Source organism: Pseudomonas ovata (genome assembly GCF_003131185.1).
GTDB classification, from domain to species: domain Bacteria; phylum Pseudomonadota; class Gammaproteobacteria; order Pseudomonadales; family Pseudomonadaceae; genus Aquipseudomonas; species Aquipseudomonas ovata.
Genome location: NZ_QFFU01000002.1, coordinates 38,005 through 53,040 on the forward strand (window position 1 = coordinate 38,005; position 15,036 = coordinate 53,040).

At 65.2% G+C, this 15,036-nt stretch carries 14 protein-coding genes; 3 read left to right on the forward strand and 11 right to left on the reverse strand.

Annotated elements, in window-relative coordinates; genetic code table 11:
• Nucleotides 1–82: 82 nt before the first annotated feature.
• On the reverse strand, nt 83–301 hold the full coding sequence (locus DGA31_RS03285) for a hypothetical protein (protein WP_109511536.1): 219 nt from the start codon (nt 299–301) through the stop codon (nt 83–85).
• A gap of 273 nt (nt 302–574) precedes the next feature.
• On the opposite strand from DGA31_RS03285, the gene DGA31_RS03290 reads away from it, so the two are divergent.
• The gene (locus DGA31_RS03290) at nt 575–4,369 is read left to right on the forward strand and encodes a response regulator (protein WP_241509517.1); all 3,795 of its coding nucleotides are present in this window, start codon (nt 575–577) and stop codon (nt 4,367–4,369) included.
• Nucleotides 4,370–4,567: 198 nt separating this feature from the next.
• Here DGA31_RS03290 and DGA31_RS03295 read toward each other — a convergent pair whose 3' ends face one another.
• Together DGA31_RS03295 and DGA31_RS03300 are read right to left on the reverse strand one after the other, a co-directional pair.
• Nucleotides 4,568–5,566 (reverse strand): ribonuclease Z, encoded by a 999-nt coding sequence (locus DGA31_RS03295; RefSeq protein WP_109511538.1) that lies wholly within the window; start codon nt 5,564–5,566, stop codon nt 4,568–4,570.
• Nucleotides 5,567–5,617: 51 nt separating this feature from the next.
• Nucleotides 5,618–6,016: a nuclear transport factor 2 family protein gene (locus tag DGA31_RS03300; protein WP_056839737.1), complete on the reverse strand. Its 399-nt coding sequence runs from the start codon at nt 6,014–6,016 to the stop codon at nt 5,618–5,620.
• Between the two features lie 111 nt (nt 6,017–6,127).
• Here DGA31_RS03300 and DGA31_RS03305 point away from each other — a divergent pair, with 111 nt between their 5' ends.
• Nucleotides 6,128–6,721 carry a GNAT family N-acetyltransferase gene (locus DGA31_RS03305; RefSeq protein ID WP_109511539.1) on the forward strand — a complete coding sequence of 198 codons (594 nt, stop codon included), beginning with the start codon at nt 6,128–6,130 and terminating at the stop codon, nt 6,719–6,721.
• Nucleotides 6,718–7,599 carry a carbon-nitrogen hydrolase family protein gene (locus DGA31_RS03310; protein ID WP_109511540.1) on the forward strand — a complete coding sequence of 294 codons (882 nt, stop codon included), beginning with the start codon at nt 6,718–6,720 and terminating at the stop codon, nt 7,597–7,599. Before DGA31_RS03305 ends, DGA31_RS03310 begins: the two co-directional genes overlap by 4 nt.
• Here the strand turns inward: DGA31_RS03310 and DGA31_RS03315 are convergent.
• The 8 genes from DGA31_RS03315 to DGA31_RS03350 form a co-directional block, all read right to left on the reverse strand.
• The gene (locus DGA31_RS03315; RefSeq protein ID WP_109511541.1) at nt 7,581–8,018 is read right to left on the reverse strand and encodes a DUF1810 domain-containing protein; all 438 of its coding nucleotides are present in this window, start codon (nt 8,016–8,018) and stop codon (nt 7,581–7,583) included. The two genes, DGA31_RS03310 and DGA31_RS03315, sit on opposite strands and share 19 nt — an antisense overlap.
• Nucleotides 8,019–8,430: 412 nt before the next feature.
• A complete protein-coding gene (locus DGA31_RS03320; RefSeq protein WP_056839741.1) occupies nt 8,431–9,459 on the reverse strand; it encodes an ABC transporter substrate-binding protein in 1,029 nt (342 codons plus the stop codon).
• Nucleotides 9,456–10,592, reverse strand: coding sequence for an NAD(P)/FAD-dependent oxidoreductase (locus DGA31_RS03325; RefSeq protein ID WP_109511542.1), 1,137 nt, complete (start codon nt 10,590–10,592; stop codon nt 9,456–9,458). The genes DGA31_RS03320 and DGA31_RS03325 overlap by 4 nt, the downstream gene beginning before the upstream one ends.
• Entirely contained in the window at nt 10,589–11,947 is a 1,359-nt protein-coding gene (locus tag DGA31_RS03330; protein ID WP_056839743.1) for an FAD/NAD(P)-dependent oxidoreductase, read from the reverse strand. Before DGA31_RS03330 ends, DGA31_RS03325 begins: the two co-directional genes overlap by 4 nt.
• Entirely contained in the window at nt 11,944–12,243 is a 300-nt protein-coding gene (locus DGA31_RS03335) for a (2Fe-2S)-binding protein (RefSeq protein ID WP_056839744.1), read from the reverse strand. The genes DGA31_RS03330 and DGA31_RS03335 overlap by 4 nt, the downstream gene beginning before the upstream one ends.
• Complete coding sequence (locus DGA31_RS03340) at nt 12,240–13,034, reverse strand: ABC transporter permease (protein WP_056839745.1); 795 nt, start codon at nt 13,032–13,034, stop codon at nt 12,240–12,242. Before DGA31_RS03340 ends, DGA31_RS03335 begins: the two co-directional genes overlap by 4 nt.
• 3 nt (nt 13,035–13,037) lie before the next feature.
• A complete protein-coding gene (locus tag DGA31_RS03345; protein WP_056839746.1) occupies nt 13,038–13,907 on the reverse strand; it encodes an ABC transporter permease in 870 nt (289 codons plus the stop codon).
• Nucleotides 13,904–14,923: an ABC transporter ATP-binding protein gene (locus DGA31_RS03350; protein ID WP_109511543.1), complete on the reverse strand. Its 1,020-nt coding sequence runs from the start codon at nt 14,921–14,923 to the stop codon at nt 13,904–13,906. The genes DGA31_RS03345 and DGA31_RS03350 overlap by 4 nt, the downstream gene beginning before the upstream one ends.
• Nucleotides 14,924–15,036 lie beyond the last annotated feature (113 nt).

Sequence of the window (15,036 nt, forward strand, 5' to 3'; positions counted from 1 at the left end):
GCCAGTGGCTCTGGCACGCGCTTATGGGCTAGACGGCAGCGGCTTTGGCAAAGTTCAACCTGTTGCAGTATGCGCAGCGAGGTCAACTGATCTCGAACAGCCCGTCAATGTATTTCAGGGCTTTCTTGCCGTCGGCCGCATACAGGTCCAGCAGCGCAGGTTGATCGCTGAGACGGTGCAGATTGAAGTGGTTATAGAACGCCTGCCCCAGCCGCTGCGCCTTGAAAGCACCGGCCTCCCAGTGCGCCATGAACACGTCGACGGCCTCGCGCTCGATGTGCGGTTTTACAGGTCGGTTCATACAGCCATTGCACCTTGTCGGGCCGGAACGTTTGCCGGGTGATTTGTGTAGCGCTTGGTTTACACTTGGCGCTTCTCGCCACTGAGACAGGCGACTACCCTGGTAGTTGCCGGCGAAGAGCAATCGCTTGCACGCCGACACGCCATAGCGTCCTGGTTGCAACAACCCACGTCTGCCTCACGCTTTTCCGGTCGCGCAGCCACCGGTACAGAACAACCCTTTCGGCGGTGCATATCTTTGAAGGCTCATTCCTTTTTGTCAGGCGGCGGCGAGATGGCGGCCCTTATCCAGCACAAGGATTGGGCGGCAACGCCATTGGGACCTATCGATCAATGGCCCCAGAGCCTGCGCACCACGGTCAGCCTGTGCCTGGCATCCAACTTCCCGATCAATATCATCTGGGGCCCGGAAAACACCCAGATCTACAACGACGGTTATAAAGTCGTGTGTGGTGAGGCCCATCCGCGTGCACTGGGCGAGGGCTACCACATCACTTGGGCGAGCGCCTGGCCGGCGATTGGCGAACCTTTCGAGCGGGCTCTGGCCGGGCACACCAGTTTTCTTGAAAACCAGCGCATGTTCCTGGCCCGCAACGGCTACCTGGAAGAAACCTTCTTTACTTTCTCGACCTCACCCATCCGCGATGAAAGCGGCGGGATCGGCGGGCTGTTTCACCCGGTGACCGAAACCACCACCACGATCCTGGCCGAGCGGCGCACGCGTGCCTTGCGCGATTTGACCGCCCGGCTGGGCGGCGCTGCCGACATCCCGGCGCTGATCGAGTTGACCGTCGAGACGCTGGCGGACTTTGCGTTCGATATTCCTTTTCTGCTGTTCTACGAACATGAGCCACAGACGCAGGGGTTTCGACTGGTGCGCCACAGCGGCGTGGCCGCCGATTGCCCGGCCATCGCCCGTCGGGTCGACGCGCACAGCCAGCATCCCTGGCCGTTAAGTGCCGCGTTGGCGCACAAGGGCTCATTGCAGGTCGATGACATTGCCACGCTGTTCGCCGAGACGAATTGTGGTCCATATCCGGAGCCGCCCGCTGCCGCGTTCGTGCTTGCGGTGATCCCGAGCGGCGACGCAGGCGCCTCGTTGATGATCGTGGCGGGTGCTTCGCCGCGATTGCCACTGAACGATGTCTACCGCGGCTTTTACGAATTGCTGGGGGCGGCGGTGTCGGCGGCCATGGCCACGGTCCTGGTCCGGACGCAGGAGCGCGAGCGCGCCGAAGCACTGGCGGCGATCGACCAGGCCAAGACGCTCTTTTTTACCAATATCAGCCACGAATTTCGTACACCCCTGACCTTGATGCTCGGCCCCCTGGAGCAATCGCTGGCGCTGGCCGAGCAATTGCCGGCAGACGAAGTCGAGCGGGTGCGGCTGGCTTATCGCAATGGCCAGCGGTTGCTGAAGCTGGTCAATTCGCTGCTGGAGTTCTCGCGCATCGAGGCGGGTCGGGCGCAGGCGCGTTACGTACCGGTGGACCTGGTGACCCTGACCACCGACCTGGCCTCCAGTTTTCGCTCGGCCTGCGAGCGTGCCGGCCTTGAGCTGATCATCGAAACCACGCCCTTGCCCGACACCGCCTGGGTGGATAGGGACATGTGGGAAAAGATAATCCTCAACCTGGTCTCCAATGCCTTCAAGTTCACGATGGCCGGGCATATCCGCATTACGGTGAACGCGAGCGAGGATGGCCGGCAGGCACGGGTGGCCGTCGAGGACACCGGGGTCGGCATCGCCGCCCGCGAACTGCCCCGGCTGTTCGAGCGTTTTCATCGGGTCGAGGGCGTCAAGGGCCGCTCGTTCGAAGGCTCGGGTATCGGCCTGGCCATGGTGCAGGAGCTGGTCCGCCTGCATCAGGGCACCCTTGAGGTCAGCAGTGAGGTCGGGCATGGCAGTACCTTTGTCGTCAGCCTGCCGTTGGGCCGGGCCCTGGCGCCGGTCAGCGTCCAGGGCGCCGAGGTCTTTCCGGCCTCGACCGCTGCGGTGGCCGAGGCGTTTGTGGAGGAGGCGCTCAGCTGGCTGCCCGAGACGGTGACAAGCGAGGCTGAGAGTGAAGCATTGCCGGGCGTTGCTCGAGGACGGGTCTTGCTCGCCGATGACAATGCCGACATGCGCGCCTATATCACCCGCCTGCTGCGTGCTCAAGGATTGACGGTTGAAACCGCAATGGACGGTGAAATGGCGTTGGCCGCTGCCCGGCGGCGTAAACCCGACCTGATTCTGACGGATGTGATGATGCCGGCGCTGGACGGTTTCGGCCTGCTGCGTGCCGTGCGCGAAGACCCGGCGCTGCAGACTGTTCCGGTCGTGCTGCTGTCGGCGCGTGCCGGTGAAGAAGCCCGTGTCGAAGGCCTGTCGGCCGGTGCCGATGACTACCTGATCAAACCGTTTTCGGCCCGCGAACTGCTGTCGCGGGTCACCTCGCACCTGGAACGTGCCCGCGACAGGCGCATTGCCACGCTGCGCGACAGCGAGGCCCGGCTACGCCTGGCGGTCGAGGCCGGGCAGATCGGCGAGTGGGAGCTGGAGGTCGAAACCGACACCTCTGTGCGTGCCTTGCGCCATGACCAGATATTGGGCTACGAAAAGCCGGTGGCGCAGTGGGGCTTCCAGACGTTTCTCGAGCATGTGCTGCCCGAAGACCGGGACGCGGTAGAGGCGTCCTATCGGCAGGCCAATGCCCAAGGCACAGGATGGAATATCCAGTGCCGGATCCGGCGGGCCAATGACCAGGCCATTCGCTGGGTCCTGATCCGCAGCACGCCGTTGACCAACAAGCAGGGCCAGGCCGTCAGGATCTTCGGTCTGTTGCAGGACATCACCGAGCAGAAACAGCTGGAAATAGGCCTGCAGGAACTCAATGACACCCTGGAGCGACGTATTGCCGAGGCGATTGAAGAGCGCAGCAAGGCCGAGGAGCACCTGCGCCAGGCACAAAAGCTCGAAGCGCTCGGACAACTGACCGGCGGGGTTGCCCATGATTTCAATAACCTGCTGACCGTGATCCGCTCCTCGGTCGACCTGCTGGCGCGACCGAACCTGTCCGATGAGCGACGCGTGCGCTATGTGACCGCCATTTCCGAAACGGTGAACCGGGCTGCGCGACTGACGGCCCAGTTGCTGGCGTTTGCGCGGCGTCAATCGCTCAAGCCCGAGGCGTTCAATGTCGGCCAGGCCATCGCGGCACTCGTCGACATGCTCGACACCCTGACTGATTCGCGCATCCAGATCACCACGGCGATTCATGGCCAGCCCTGTTACGTGAATGCCGACCCCAGCCAGTTCGACACGGCGATGGTCAACCTGGCGATGAACGCACGTGATGCCATGTGCGGAGAAGGGCGCCTGAGCCTGAGTGTGTACCCGGTCGATGAAATTCCTGCGGTGCGTGCGCACCCGGCGGTGCCTGGCGAGTTCATCGCCATTGCCGTGACTGACACCGGGGCCGGCATTGCGCCTGAGCACCTGGAGCGCATCTTCGAGCCTTTTTTCACCACCAAGGGCGTCGGCATGGGCACCGGCCTGGGCCTGAGCCAGGTGTTTGGCTTTGCCAAGCAATCCGGGGGCGAAGTGCGCGTGATCACCGAGGTGGGCCGGGGCTCGACCCTGACCCTGTACCTGGCGCGCGTTGCAGGCGCATCTTTGGTCCGTGACGCTGAGCCGGCCCCCTTGCCGGAAGGCCACGGTACACGCGTGCTGGTGGTCGAAGACAATGCCGATGTGGGCGCTTTTACCGTGCAAACCCTGACTGAGCTGGGTTACCAGACACGCTGGGCGCTCAACGCCGAAGAGGCGCTGCAGGCCTTGCAAGCGGCGGGCGGCGGTTTTGACGTGGTGTTCTCGGACGTAATGATGCCGGGCCTGGATGGGGTCGAGCTGGCCAGGGAGATCCGCCGCCGTCATGCCGGTCTTCCGGTTGTGCTTACCAGTGGTTACAGCCACGTCATTGCCCGGCACGGCACCCACGGCTTTGAACTGCTGCACAAGCCGTATTCCATCGACCAGCTGTCGCACGTACTGCGCAAGGCCATTGTGCAGGGCGTGCGCTTCTCCTAAAAAATAACTCTTTGATTTTATTGGCTATTAAGTTCAACCCCGTAGGAGCGCGCTTGCCCGCGACCGGCTGCGTTAGCAGTCGTAAATTTGCAGCGTTTCCGAGATTTTGCGAGCGCTACGCACTCGGTCGCGGGCAAGCGCGCTCCTACACCACCTCATGTTTGCTGCGCGACAGCGCTCTGCGTCCGGCCAGGCTGATCATGACCTGTCGGCTTGCTGTGCGGGCGCCTGCGCCAGTGTTTCAACCGGCACCAGCCCGCCATCCCGGGCCAGGTGGTAGCGCTGCAGGTCAGCGGCCAGGGCCAGTCGACCGTTGTAGTGTGCCGCCGCTTCCTGGCGGACATCGTCGATGCTCGGGCGGCGCTGCGGGTTGTCCTGGAAGCGCGCACTGAAATGCGTCAGCACCAGGTTGGGCACGCCGGCGGTCTCGGCAAACTTCGCCACGGCCGCTGCGGTGCTGTGACCGTAGGTGCTCTGGGCGCGGGCGAGCACCGATTGGGTGAAAGTGGCTTCGTGCACCAGCACATCGGCGCCTTGGGCCGCGTCAGCCAGCAACCCGGGTTGGTCGTTGTCGCCACAGACGATGATGCGCCGCCCAGGCAGGCCGGCCAGCAGGTAGTCGGCCGGGTCGATCAGGCGCCCGTCATGTTCGACGCTATGCTGGCGCGCCAACCGGCCCCACAGCGGCCCACGAGGAATGCCGGCCGCCAGCAGGCGCTCGGTGTCCAGGCGCGGCTCGGTGTCGGCTTCGGTGAACACATAGCCGTGGCACGGCACGCGGTGCGACAGTTCGACAGTGCCCACTTCAAGGGTGCCGCTGCGCCAGGGGCCGAGGGTTTCGACAGCATGCAGGCGCAGCTCGAACGGCAGATGGCTTTCGCTCACTGCCAGGCTCTGGCGTACCCAGCCGTGCAGGGCGGCCGGCAAAATCAGGTCCAGCGGCTCGGTACGCCCGGACATCCCGGCACTGGCCAGCAGGCCGGGCAGGCCGAAGCAGTGATCGCCGTGCACATGGGTGATGAAAATGCCGCGCAGGTCACGCACGGACAAGGGGCTATGCAACAGTTGATGCTGGGTGCCTTCGCCGCAGTCGACGAGGTGCCAGGCTTTGCCGGACGCCTCGATAATGGCGGTGGCGCTGACATTGCGGGTCTTGGTCGGTGCTCCGGCGGAGGTACCCAGAAAAAGCAGATCCATGCTGAAGGTCTCGCAGGCAAAAGCGCAGTGTGCCAGCCACCGGCGACCGGGTCACGCCACCTGTTCGAGCCAGTCGTTGAGGTTGTAGTAGTTGCTGATGCGCGCGACCTTGCCGTTGACCACATAGAAGAAGGCACCGGCCGGCAATATGTACGTCTGCCCGTTGGCCGGTGGCAGGCCCTCGTCGTCGGCCAGGTACTGGCCATGCACGACAAACTCGGCGGCTGCCCGCAGGCCGTCCGGGGTCTGCATGACCACGATATCGCTCAGTTGCTCGCGGTAGCTGCGGTTCATCTTGATCATGAACGCGGCAAAAGCGGCCTTGCCGATCTGCCGTTCGCCCTGGTTGATGTCATGCACCACATCCTCGGACAGCAGTTCGAGAAAGGCCGGCATGTCGCCGGCGTTGAAGGCGGCGTAGTAGGCCTGGATCAGTTCGGTGGTGGTCATGAACAGGTTCCTGTGAGGGGGCATTGACGAAACGGGCTGCGCGCATGATAAGTTCGGCGCCGGTCGCTGGCCTGTCTGCCAGCGTCACTTGTTTGCTGGCGAGCGTATCCCATGCACATTCAATTGCTCAAGGGCGCGCAGATCGAGCCCTTTATCGACGCGCTGGCGCACCTGCGCATCACGGTGTTTCGCGAGTTCCCGTACCTGTACGACGGCACCCTGGCCTACGAGGCCGAGTACCTGTCGATCTACCTGCGCAGCCCGGACAGCCTGTGTGTGCTGGTGCACGATGACGCAGGCGAAGTGGTGGGCGCCAGCACCGGGCTGCCGTTGGCGGATGAGGCCGAGGCGTTCCGGCGCCCGTTCGGGCAGGCCGGCCTCGACCCGCAGCGGGTGTTCTACTGCGCCGAATCGGTGGTGTTGCCGGCCTGGCGTGGCCGTGGCCTGGGCGTGCGCTTTTTCGACGCCCGCGAGGCCCATGCCCGGGCGCTGGAGCGTTTCGACCTGTGTGCCTTCTGCGCCGTGCAGCGCCCTGTCGATCATCCGCGCCGCCCGGCCGGCTACCAGCCGCTGGATGCCTTCTGGGCTCGTCGCGGTTACCGCCATCACCCCGAACTGCACACCGAGTATCACTGGCGCGACCTGGATGAAACCTGTGAGTCGGCCAAACCCATGTCGTTCTGGCTCAAGGAACTTGCCCAATGATCACCGTCGCCGCGTGCCAGTACCACATCGACCTGCTGGAAACCTGGGACGCCTACGCCGCTCATCTCACCGGTCTGTGCGAGCAGGCCGCTGCACAGGGCGCGCAGTTGCTGCTGTTGCCCGAATACGCAGGCCTGGTACTGACCGGCCAGTTGCCGGCTGCCGAGCGCAGCGACCTGCAGGCCTCGATTGCCGGTATCCAGCCGTTGCTGCCGCGCTGGCTGGAGCTGTGCCAAGGCCTGGCCAGGCGCCTGAACATTCACCTGCAACCAGGCAGCGTGGCGGTGCTGGACGACGACGGCCAGTACCGCAATCGCGCCTGGCTGTTCGGGCCGGACGGTTGCCTGGGCCGCCAGGACAAACTGACCATGACCCGTTTCGAACGTGAGCAATGGAACATCGTGCCCGGCCAGGGGCTGCGGGTCTTCGACACGCCCTTGGGCAAGCTGGGCATCCTGATCTGCTACGACAATGAGTTTCCAATGCTGGCACGGCGGCTGGCCGAAGGCGGGGCCGACCTGATCCTGGCACCCAGCTGCACCGACACCGAGGCCGGTTTCTACCGCGTGCGCATCGGCGCCCAGGCCCGCGCCCTGGAAAACCAGATCGCGGTCCTGCAATCGCCCACCGTGGGCCTGGCGCCCTGGTCGCCGGCGCTGGATGAAAACATCGGCCGTGCAGCGTTGTACGTGCCTTCCGATTACGGCATGCCGGCCACTGGTGTGATGGCCGAAAGTGACACGCTATGCCCGGCGGCCAGCCAATGGTTGATCACCACGCTGGACCTGGAAGAAGTGCGCCGCCTGCGCGAGCAGGGCCAGGTGTTGACGCGCCGGGACTGGCCGCAACAATTCGAGTGTCAGCTGATCGAGGCCTGATTGAGCAGGGTCAATGTCCTGGGGTCGGGTTCGCCCTGGTAGAACTGCCGCAAGGCCTGCTCGAACACCGCAGGCGCCGGCGCGACATGGGCGAACAGGGTCAGGCAGGAGCGAAACTTCAGGTCATCGGGAGAGCCCAGGATGTGCAGGGCGCTTTTATCGGTGTGCTGCAGCATGGCCTCGACCGCCTGCACAAGCCTGGAGCCGAGCCGTTCATGGGCCAGGTAAGCCCGGGCTTGCGCGCCGTCGGCCAGGCCGAAGTGCTCGGCTGTCGAGCTACGGCCCAAGCCCTTGAGTTGCGGGAACACGAACCAGATCCAGTGGCTCGTCTTGCGCCCGGCGTGCAGCTCGCTCATGACCTGATCGAAGACCGGATCCTGAGCGTCGATGAAGCGTTGCAGGCTGTCGGTGGCGGGCATGGAAACACCTCCTGAGATTCAAAAAACACTGTTGGAGCGACCAACGGTCGCGAAAGGGCCAACACATTCGACATTTTCAGCGCCTGAGCCTCTGCATTCGCGACCGGTGGTCGCTCCCACGGGTTCTGTATTGGCGCTCTATTTCGCGCACGACACAGGTCTTGTAGGAGCGACCAGCGGTCGCGAAAGGGCCGACACATTCGACATTTTCAGCGCCTGAGCCTCTGCATTCGCGACCGGTGGTCGCTCCCACGGGTTCTGTATTGGCGCTCTATTTCGCGCACGACACAGGTCTTGTAGGAGCGACCAACGGTCGCGAATGCGGCAAACCCGATCCCATAGATCCGGATCATGGAGGCACTTTCGCGACCGGGTGGTCGCTCCCACACGTTATCTGCCTGTACGTCAGGTCCTACCGTTCGATCTGCCGGTTCCAGCGTGCGTTCCATTCCGGACGCAGTTTGTTGACTTCATCCCAGTTGATGGTCACCGCGGTCTTCAGGTAGGTCTGCATGGCCTCGACCTGGCCACGGGTCTTGTCGGTGGTCGGGGTGGTGGGGTTGGACGGGATCTGGTCGCCCAGCTCCAGCGCCGGCGACTGGGCTTCTGGGCTCAGCAGGAACTGCGCCAGTTTCTGCGCCAGTTCCGGCTGGTCATTGTTGGCCACCACGCATTCGGCCTGGTTGAGCACCACGGCGCCCTCCTTGGGCGCGGCGTATTCCACCGGGATGCCCTTGAGCTTGAGCGCGGTCACCTGCGTCGGGGTCAGCGGAAAGAGGGCAGCTTCGTCGGTCTGGACCATTTCCGACAGCTTGGCCGAATTGGGAATGTACTCCAGCACGTTCGGGCCGACCTGCTTGGGCCAGGCGGTAAAGCCCGGGTCGACGTTGGTCTCGTCGCCACCCTGCAGGCGGTTGTACATCAGAAAACCGTGCAGGCCGAAGGTCGAGGACGCCAGCGACTGGAACACCACCTTGTTCTTGAAGCGCGCATCACTCAGGTCGCTCCAGGACGTCGGCGCCGCCCAGCCTTTTTCCTTGAACATACGGCTGTTGTAGGCCAGCCCCGTGACCCCCAGGCTCACGGCGGCGGCCTTGTCCTTGATCAGCGCCTTCTCCGGCAACTGCGCCAGGGTCGGGTTGGGCGTCAGGGTGCTGCACAGGTTCATGCCGATGGCGCGGTACATGATGCCGTCGTCGAGCACCATCACATGGATGGCCGGCTTGTTCGGCGTGGCCTGCACCTTGGCCAGGATATCGGCCGAGGTGCCCGGCACGATCACCACCTTGACGCCGTTGGCTTTCTCGAAGGCGGGCAGAATGTTGTCAGTGAACAACCGCTCCATGGTGCCGCCGTTCATGCCCAGGTACAGGGTGGGCTCGGCCATGGCCACGGCGGGCAGGCAGCAGAACAGAGCGAGCAGACGATGCTTGTGCGTCATGACAGGTGTTCCTTCTGGGTGGGAATCGTGTGAAAACGACCAATGGAAAAGGCGGCCAGGCTGAGCCGTGGCGCACCGAGCAGAATGCATTGCGCCAGGGCCTCACCGGCCGCCGGGCCGATCTGGAAGCCGGCGCCGGCAAAGCCGAAGCCGTGCAGCAGGCCGGGTTGGGTCAGGCTGGGTCCGATCACCGGTTCGTCATCGGGCAGGTAGCCCTCGGTGCCGCTCCAGGTCCGGATGGCCTGGGCGCCGGTCAGGGCCGGGTACAGTTCGGTGGCGTTGCGCAGGATGTCCAGCACGGCGGCTTGACCGGCACGCGCAGTGGTGGGCCCCAGGGCAAAGCCGCGTCCGCCGCCCAGCACACAATTGCCGCGGCTGACCTGGCGGGCATAGATGCCACCGCCCTCGACCCCGGTGCTGGCAGTCATGAACAGGGGCAAGGGTTCGGTCACCAGCATGGCCGGGTGCGCGGCGGTCAGCGGCACCGGCTCACCGAAACGCTCGGCCAGTTGCGCCGACCAGGCACCGGCGCAATTCAGCAGCCAAGGGGCGCGCAGCGTCAGGCCATTGCTGCACTGCACGCTAAAGCGCTGGCCATCGTGCGTCACTTCCAGCACCTGGCATTGTTCAAACACCTGCGCGCCGCTGCGCTGCGCCGCCTGGGCGAAGGCCGGCGACACCAGGCGCGGATTGGCATGGCCGTCCTCGGGGCAGTACGAGGCGCCGACGGCAATGTCGCCGACCCAGGCAAAGCGCTCGCGCAGGGCGCGCCGGTCCAGCAGTTGCAGGTTCAGGTCATAATCCCGGGTCTGGCGCTCATAGGCCTGCAAGGCGGCAAAGTCCGCGTCGCTGCGGGCCAGCTTCAAGTGCCCGGAGCGGGTGTATTCGCCGTCCACGCCGATCCAGTCGCGCAACTGGCCCCAGATGGCATGAGCGCGGGTCGACAGCGGCAGTTGCACCAGGGTCCGGCCCTGGCGGCGCACGCCGCCGTAATTCACGCCGCTGGAATGCGAGCCGCAGAAGTCCCGCTCGACCAGCGCCACGCGCTGGCCGCCGCGTGCCAGGTTCAGCGCCGCGCTGCTGCCGACGATGCCGCCGCCGACCACCACGACGTCCACTTCGATGAGGCTCATGGGGCGATCTCCAGGCCAAAGGGCAGCGGCTTGACCGGCGCCTGGCCGCGCAAGCGCCCGACCTGATCAACCGGCCGGCCGCTTTCACAGGCAATCAGTTCCATGGCGGCGGCGCCGCAGACCCGGCCCTGGCAGCGGCCCATGCCGACCCGACATATAGCCTTGACCCGGTTGATCTCCCAATGCCCGGCGCGCACGGTGTCGCGGATGTCCCCAGCCGTCACTTGCTCACAGCGGCACACGGTCAGGTCATCTGGTGCCTGCCGGGCCCAGTCTTGCGGGAACGGAAAAGCCTGTTCCAGGCCGTGGCGAAAGCGCTGCAACCGGGCCAGGCGCTTTTGCAGCTGCGCGCTGCGCACGGTGTCGATGGGCAGGCCTTGATCGGCCAGCAGTGTCAGCGCCGCCAGTTCGCCGGTCATTTCCGCGCCATCGGCCCCGAGGATACCGGCGCCGTCGCCGGCCAGGTACACGCCTTCGCGGCTGGCGCGACCCAGCGCGTCACGTTCGGGCAGCCAGGCGCGATTGAGCGGGCTCCAGGCGAAGGTGCAGCCGAGCAGGTCGGCCAGTTGCGTTTCGCAGCGCAAGGCATGGGCGAAGGCCAGCGCGTCGCAGGCCAGTGTCTGTACCTGGCCGGCTTTGCTCCAGCGCACCGCGCTGACCCGCTGCTGGCCTTCGACGCCCAGCAAGGTGACGCCCTGATGCACCGCGATGCCGTGGGCGGTGAGCCAGGCGCGGTAATACAGGCCCTTGGCGAAGGTGCCAGGTTGCCAGAGCAAACCGGGCAGGGCGCGCACCTGGGCGCTGAATGGCGAGGTGTCGAGCACGGCACACACAGTGGCACCGGCCTTGGCGTATTGGTACGCCACCAGGTACAGCAATGGCCCGCTGCCAGCCAGCACCACGCGCTCGCCAATGGCACAGCCCTGGAATTTCAGCGCAATCTGCGCCGCGCCCAGGGTATAGACGCCGGGCAGGGTCCAGCCCGGAATCGGCAGCACTCGGTCAGTGGCGCCGGTGGCGACGATGAGGCGTTGGTAGTCAAGCTGGCCGGCCTGGGAGCCCTGGTGCAGGGTGTCCAGAGTCTGGTGCTCGGCGTTCCACACCAGCGTGTCGGGGCGGTAGTCGATATGAGGGCGCAACTGCTCCAGCGTGCCATGCAGCGCCTGGGCCTTGCCAGCCTCCAGGCCATACAAGACCCTGGCGCTGCGGCGAAAGTTGGCCGGTTGCTGGCGGTAAATCTGCCCGCCGCCACGGCTGGCTTCATCCAGCAGCACCGGGCGCACGCCATGGGCCACCAGGGTCTGCGCCGCACGGATACCGGCAGGACCGGCACCGATGATGACGGTCTGGCTCATAGGCACCGCCCCGGATCACGGGTCACGCACAGGTCCGGTTCGACAAAGGTCGAGCAGGCGCGCACGCGGCGGCCGTCGGCCAGGCGCACCCAGCAGTCCTGGCAGGCGCCCATCAGGCAGAAGCCGGCGCGGGGTTCGGCATTGAAATCGCTGCCGCGCAGGTGTTGATCGCAGGTCAGGATGGCGGTCAGCAGCGTGTCGCCGGCCAAGGCCTGGGCGGGCTGGCCGTCGAGCACAAAGGTCACCGGTTGCCGGTCGTGCTCGGCCAGGCGTTTGAACAAGGGCGCACGGTTCATTGTTTGCCCACCAAGACCCGGTCCAGGCCGTAGACACGATCCAGGGCAATCATGGTCAGCGCCGTGACCCCGATCACCAGCGCCGACACCGCCGCCATCATCGGGTCGATGGATTCGGTGGCGTACACGTACATGCGCACCGGCAGGGTCTGGGTGGCTGGCGAGGTGATAAAGATCGACAGCGTGACTTCGTCGAAGCTGTTGATGAACGCCAGCAGCCAGCCACCGGCGACCCCCGGCAGGATCATCGGCAGGGTGATCCTGCAGAACATCGTCACGCGACCCGCTCCCAGGCTTTGCGCGGCCTGTTCGGCGCTGCGGTCAATACCGATGGCGGCGGCCAGCACCAGGCGCAGCACATAAGGCGTAATGACCACCACGTGGGCCAGCACCAGCCAGGTGAAGCTGCCGTTGACACCCAGCAGGGCGAACAGGCGCAGCATCGCCACCCCCAGCACCAGGTGCGGAATGATGATCGGCGACAGCAACAGGCCGTTGAGAAAACCCTGGCCGGGGAAGCTGTAGCGGGTCAGGGCCAGCCCCGCCGGCACGGCGATCAGGGTGGCCAGCGTTGCTGACAGCGCGGCCAGTTGCAGGCTGTTATAGAACGCATCGAGAAAGTCAGCGCGCTCGAACACCGCCGCGAACCAGCGCAGCGACAAGCCGGAGGTCGGTAGGCTCAAGGTGTTTTCCGGGGTGAAGGCCACCAGGCACACCACCGCCAGGGGCGCGAGCATGAACAGCATCACCAGGGCATGAAAGGACAGGGCCAGCGGGCCGTTACGGGTCATGGCTCAGACTCCAAGGGTGCGTTTGTAGCGGCGTTCGACCAGCCGGTTCCAGCTGAGCATCACCAGCAGGTTGATCAGCAGCAGGGCCACGGCGATGGTGGCGCCCATGGGCCAGTTCAGCTCGGCCAGGTACTGGTCGTAGATCATGGTGGCGACCATTTTCAGGCGCCGTCCGCCCAACAGGCCGGGAATGGCAAAGGAGCTGGCCGCCAGGCCGAAGACGATCAGCGTGCCGGACAAGACGCCGGGCATGATCTGTGGCAGCACGATGCGACGAAACACCGTCCACTGGCTGGCCCCCAGCGACAGGGCCGCCTGTTCGCCGGCCGGGTCGAGTTTTTGCAGCGAGGTCCACACCGGAATGATCATGAACGGCAGCATCACGTGGACCAGGCCGATGATCACCGCAAACGGGGTGTACAGCAGTTTCACCGGTTGCCCGCCCAGGGCGGTGATGCCCTGGTTGATCAGGCCGTCGGCGCCCAGCAGCAGGCTCCAGCCGAAGGCGCGCACCACCACCGAGATCAGCAGCGGGGTGAGGATCAGGATCAGGAAGATCGAACGCCACGGCGCGCCCATGCGGCTGAGGATCATGGCCTCGGGAATGCCGATCAGCACGCACAGCAGGGTCACCAGCGCGCTGATCCAGAAGGTGCGAAAGAAGATTTCGTAGTAGTAGCTGTCGGTCAGCAGGTTCAGGTAATGGCCGAAGGTGTATTCGCCGGTCTTGATGCCGGTGGCGTAGTCGAAGGCGTTGAACGACAGCACCACGGTCAGGCCCAGCGGCAGCACCAGCAGGATCAGAAACAGCAGCATGGCCGGGCTGCTCAGGCCGTAGCCCCAGACGCTGTTGCGCGGTCTTGTGTCGCTCATGCCGCCACCTCGCTGGCGTCAAGTACGCGCAGCAACGCGTCGTCCCAGTCCAGGCTCACGGCATGACCTTCAGGCAGCGGTGCGCTGCCGTCATTGGCGCGCACCACGGCGACTTCGCCCAGGGCGGTGTCGATGCGGTACAGCCACTGGCTGCCCAGAAAGTAGCGGCAGTTGACGGTGCCTTGCAGCTTGCCGCTGCCGGCCGCCACCAGGGTGATCTTTTCCGGGCGCAGGCTCAGGGTCAACGGCCCTTCGGCGGCCACCTGCACGCTGCCGTCGGCGGCGCTAATGCCGTAGAGGCGGTTGGCCTTGCCGACAAAGTCGGAGATGAACGGCGTGCGCGGGTGTTCGTAAAGACGGTAGGGGTCGTCGACCTGGGTGATGCGCCCGGCTTGCATGACCACCACGCGGTCGCTGATCGACAGCGCCTCGGCCTGGTCGTGGGTGACCATCAGGGTGGTGATGCCCACTTCGTGCTGGATGCGGCGGATCTCGAACTGCATCTCTTCACGCAGGTGCGCGTCCAGGTTCGACAGCGGCTCATCGAGCAGCAGCACCGGCGGTTCGATCACCAGCGCCCGGGCCAGGGCCACACGCTGGCGCTGGCCACCGGACAATTCGCGCGGGTAGCGTTCGGCGTGCGGGGTCAGGCGCACCAGGGCCAGGGCGCGGTCGACCCGCTGGCCGATCTCGGCACGCGGCACCTTGCGCATCTGCAGGCCGAAGGCGACGTTGTCGCGCACACTCATGTGGGGAAACAGCGCGTAGCTCTGGAACACCACCCCCAAGCCACGGCTGGCCGGCTTGGCATGGGTGATGTCGCGGCCGTCGAGCACGATGGTGCCGCTGGTGACTTCGATGAAGCCGGCAATCATCTGCAAGGTGGTGGTCTTGCCGCAGCCTGAAGGCCCGAGCAGGGAGACAAATTCGCCTTTTTCGATCGCCAGGCTGGAGCTGGCCACCGCCTCCATGGCGCCGTAGCGCTTGCAGAGTTTGTCGATCAACAAAAAAGTCATGGCTGTGCTCCAACGTCAACACCGCCGGCAAGACCGGCAGTTTTCAGGGGGGGCAGGCGCCAACGGCGAAAAGCAATGCTAGACGGACGTTGGCGCTCGCTTCGATGGCGGCG

Coding starts and splice junctions, on each gene's coding strand:
- DGA31_RS03350 (WP_109511543.1), bottom strand. CDS start 14,923: ATGACTTTTTTGTTGATCGACAAACTCTGCAAGCGCTACGGCGCCATG.
- DGA31_RS03310 (WP_109511540.1), top strand. CDS start 6,718: ATGATCACCGTCGCCGCGTGCCAGTACCACATCGACCTGCTGGAAACC.
- DGA31_RS03285 (WP_109511536.1), bottom strand. CDS start 301: ATGAACCGACCTGTAAAACCGCACATCGAGCGCGAGGCCGTCGACGTG.
- DGA31_RS03300 (WP_056839737.1), bottom strand. CDS start 6,016: ATGACCACCACCGAACTGATCCAGGCCTACTACGCCGCCTTCAACGCC.
- DGA31_RS03290 (WP_241509517.1), top strand. CDS start 575: ATGGCGGCCCTTATCCAGCACAAGGATTGGGCGGCAACGCCATTGGGA.
- DGA31_RS03340 (WP_056839745.1), bottom strand. CDS start 13,034: ATGACCCGTAACGGCCCGCTGGCCCTGTCCTTTCATGCCCTGGTGATG.
- DGA31_RS03325 (WP_109511542.1), bottom strand. CDS start 10,592: ATGAGCCTCATCGAAGTGGACGTCGTGGTGGTCGGCGGCGGCATCGTC.
- DGA31_RS03305 (WP_109511539.1), top strand. CDS start 6,128: ATGCACATTCAATTGCTCAAGGGCGCGCAGATCGAGCCCTTTATCGAC.
- DGA31_RS03330 (WP_056839743.1), bottom strand. CDS start 11,947: ATGAGCCAGACCGTCATCATCGGTGCCGGTCCTGCCGGTATCCGTGCG.
- DGA31_RS03295 (WP_109511538.1), bottom strand. CDS start 5,566: ATGGATCTGCTTTTTCTGGGTACCTCCGCCGGAGCACCGACCAAGACC.
- DGA31_RS03315 (WP_109511541.1), bottom strand. CDS start 8,018: ATGCCCGCCACCGACAGCCTGCAACGCTTCATCGACGCTCAGGATCCG.
- DGA31_RS03335 (WP_056839744.1), bottom strand. CDS start 12,243: ATGAACCGTGCGCCCTTGTTCAAACGCCTGGCCGAGCACGACCGGCAA.
- DGA31_RS03320 (WP_056839741.1), bottom strand. CDS start 9,459: ATGACGCACAAGCATCGTCTGCTCGCTCTGTTCTGCTGCCTGCCCGCC.
- DGA31_RS03345 (WP_056839746.1), bottom strand. CDS start 13,907: ATGAGCGACACAAGACCGCGCAACAGCGTCTGGGGCTACGGCCTGAGC.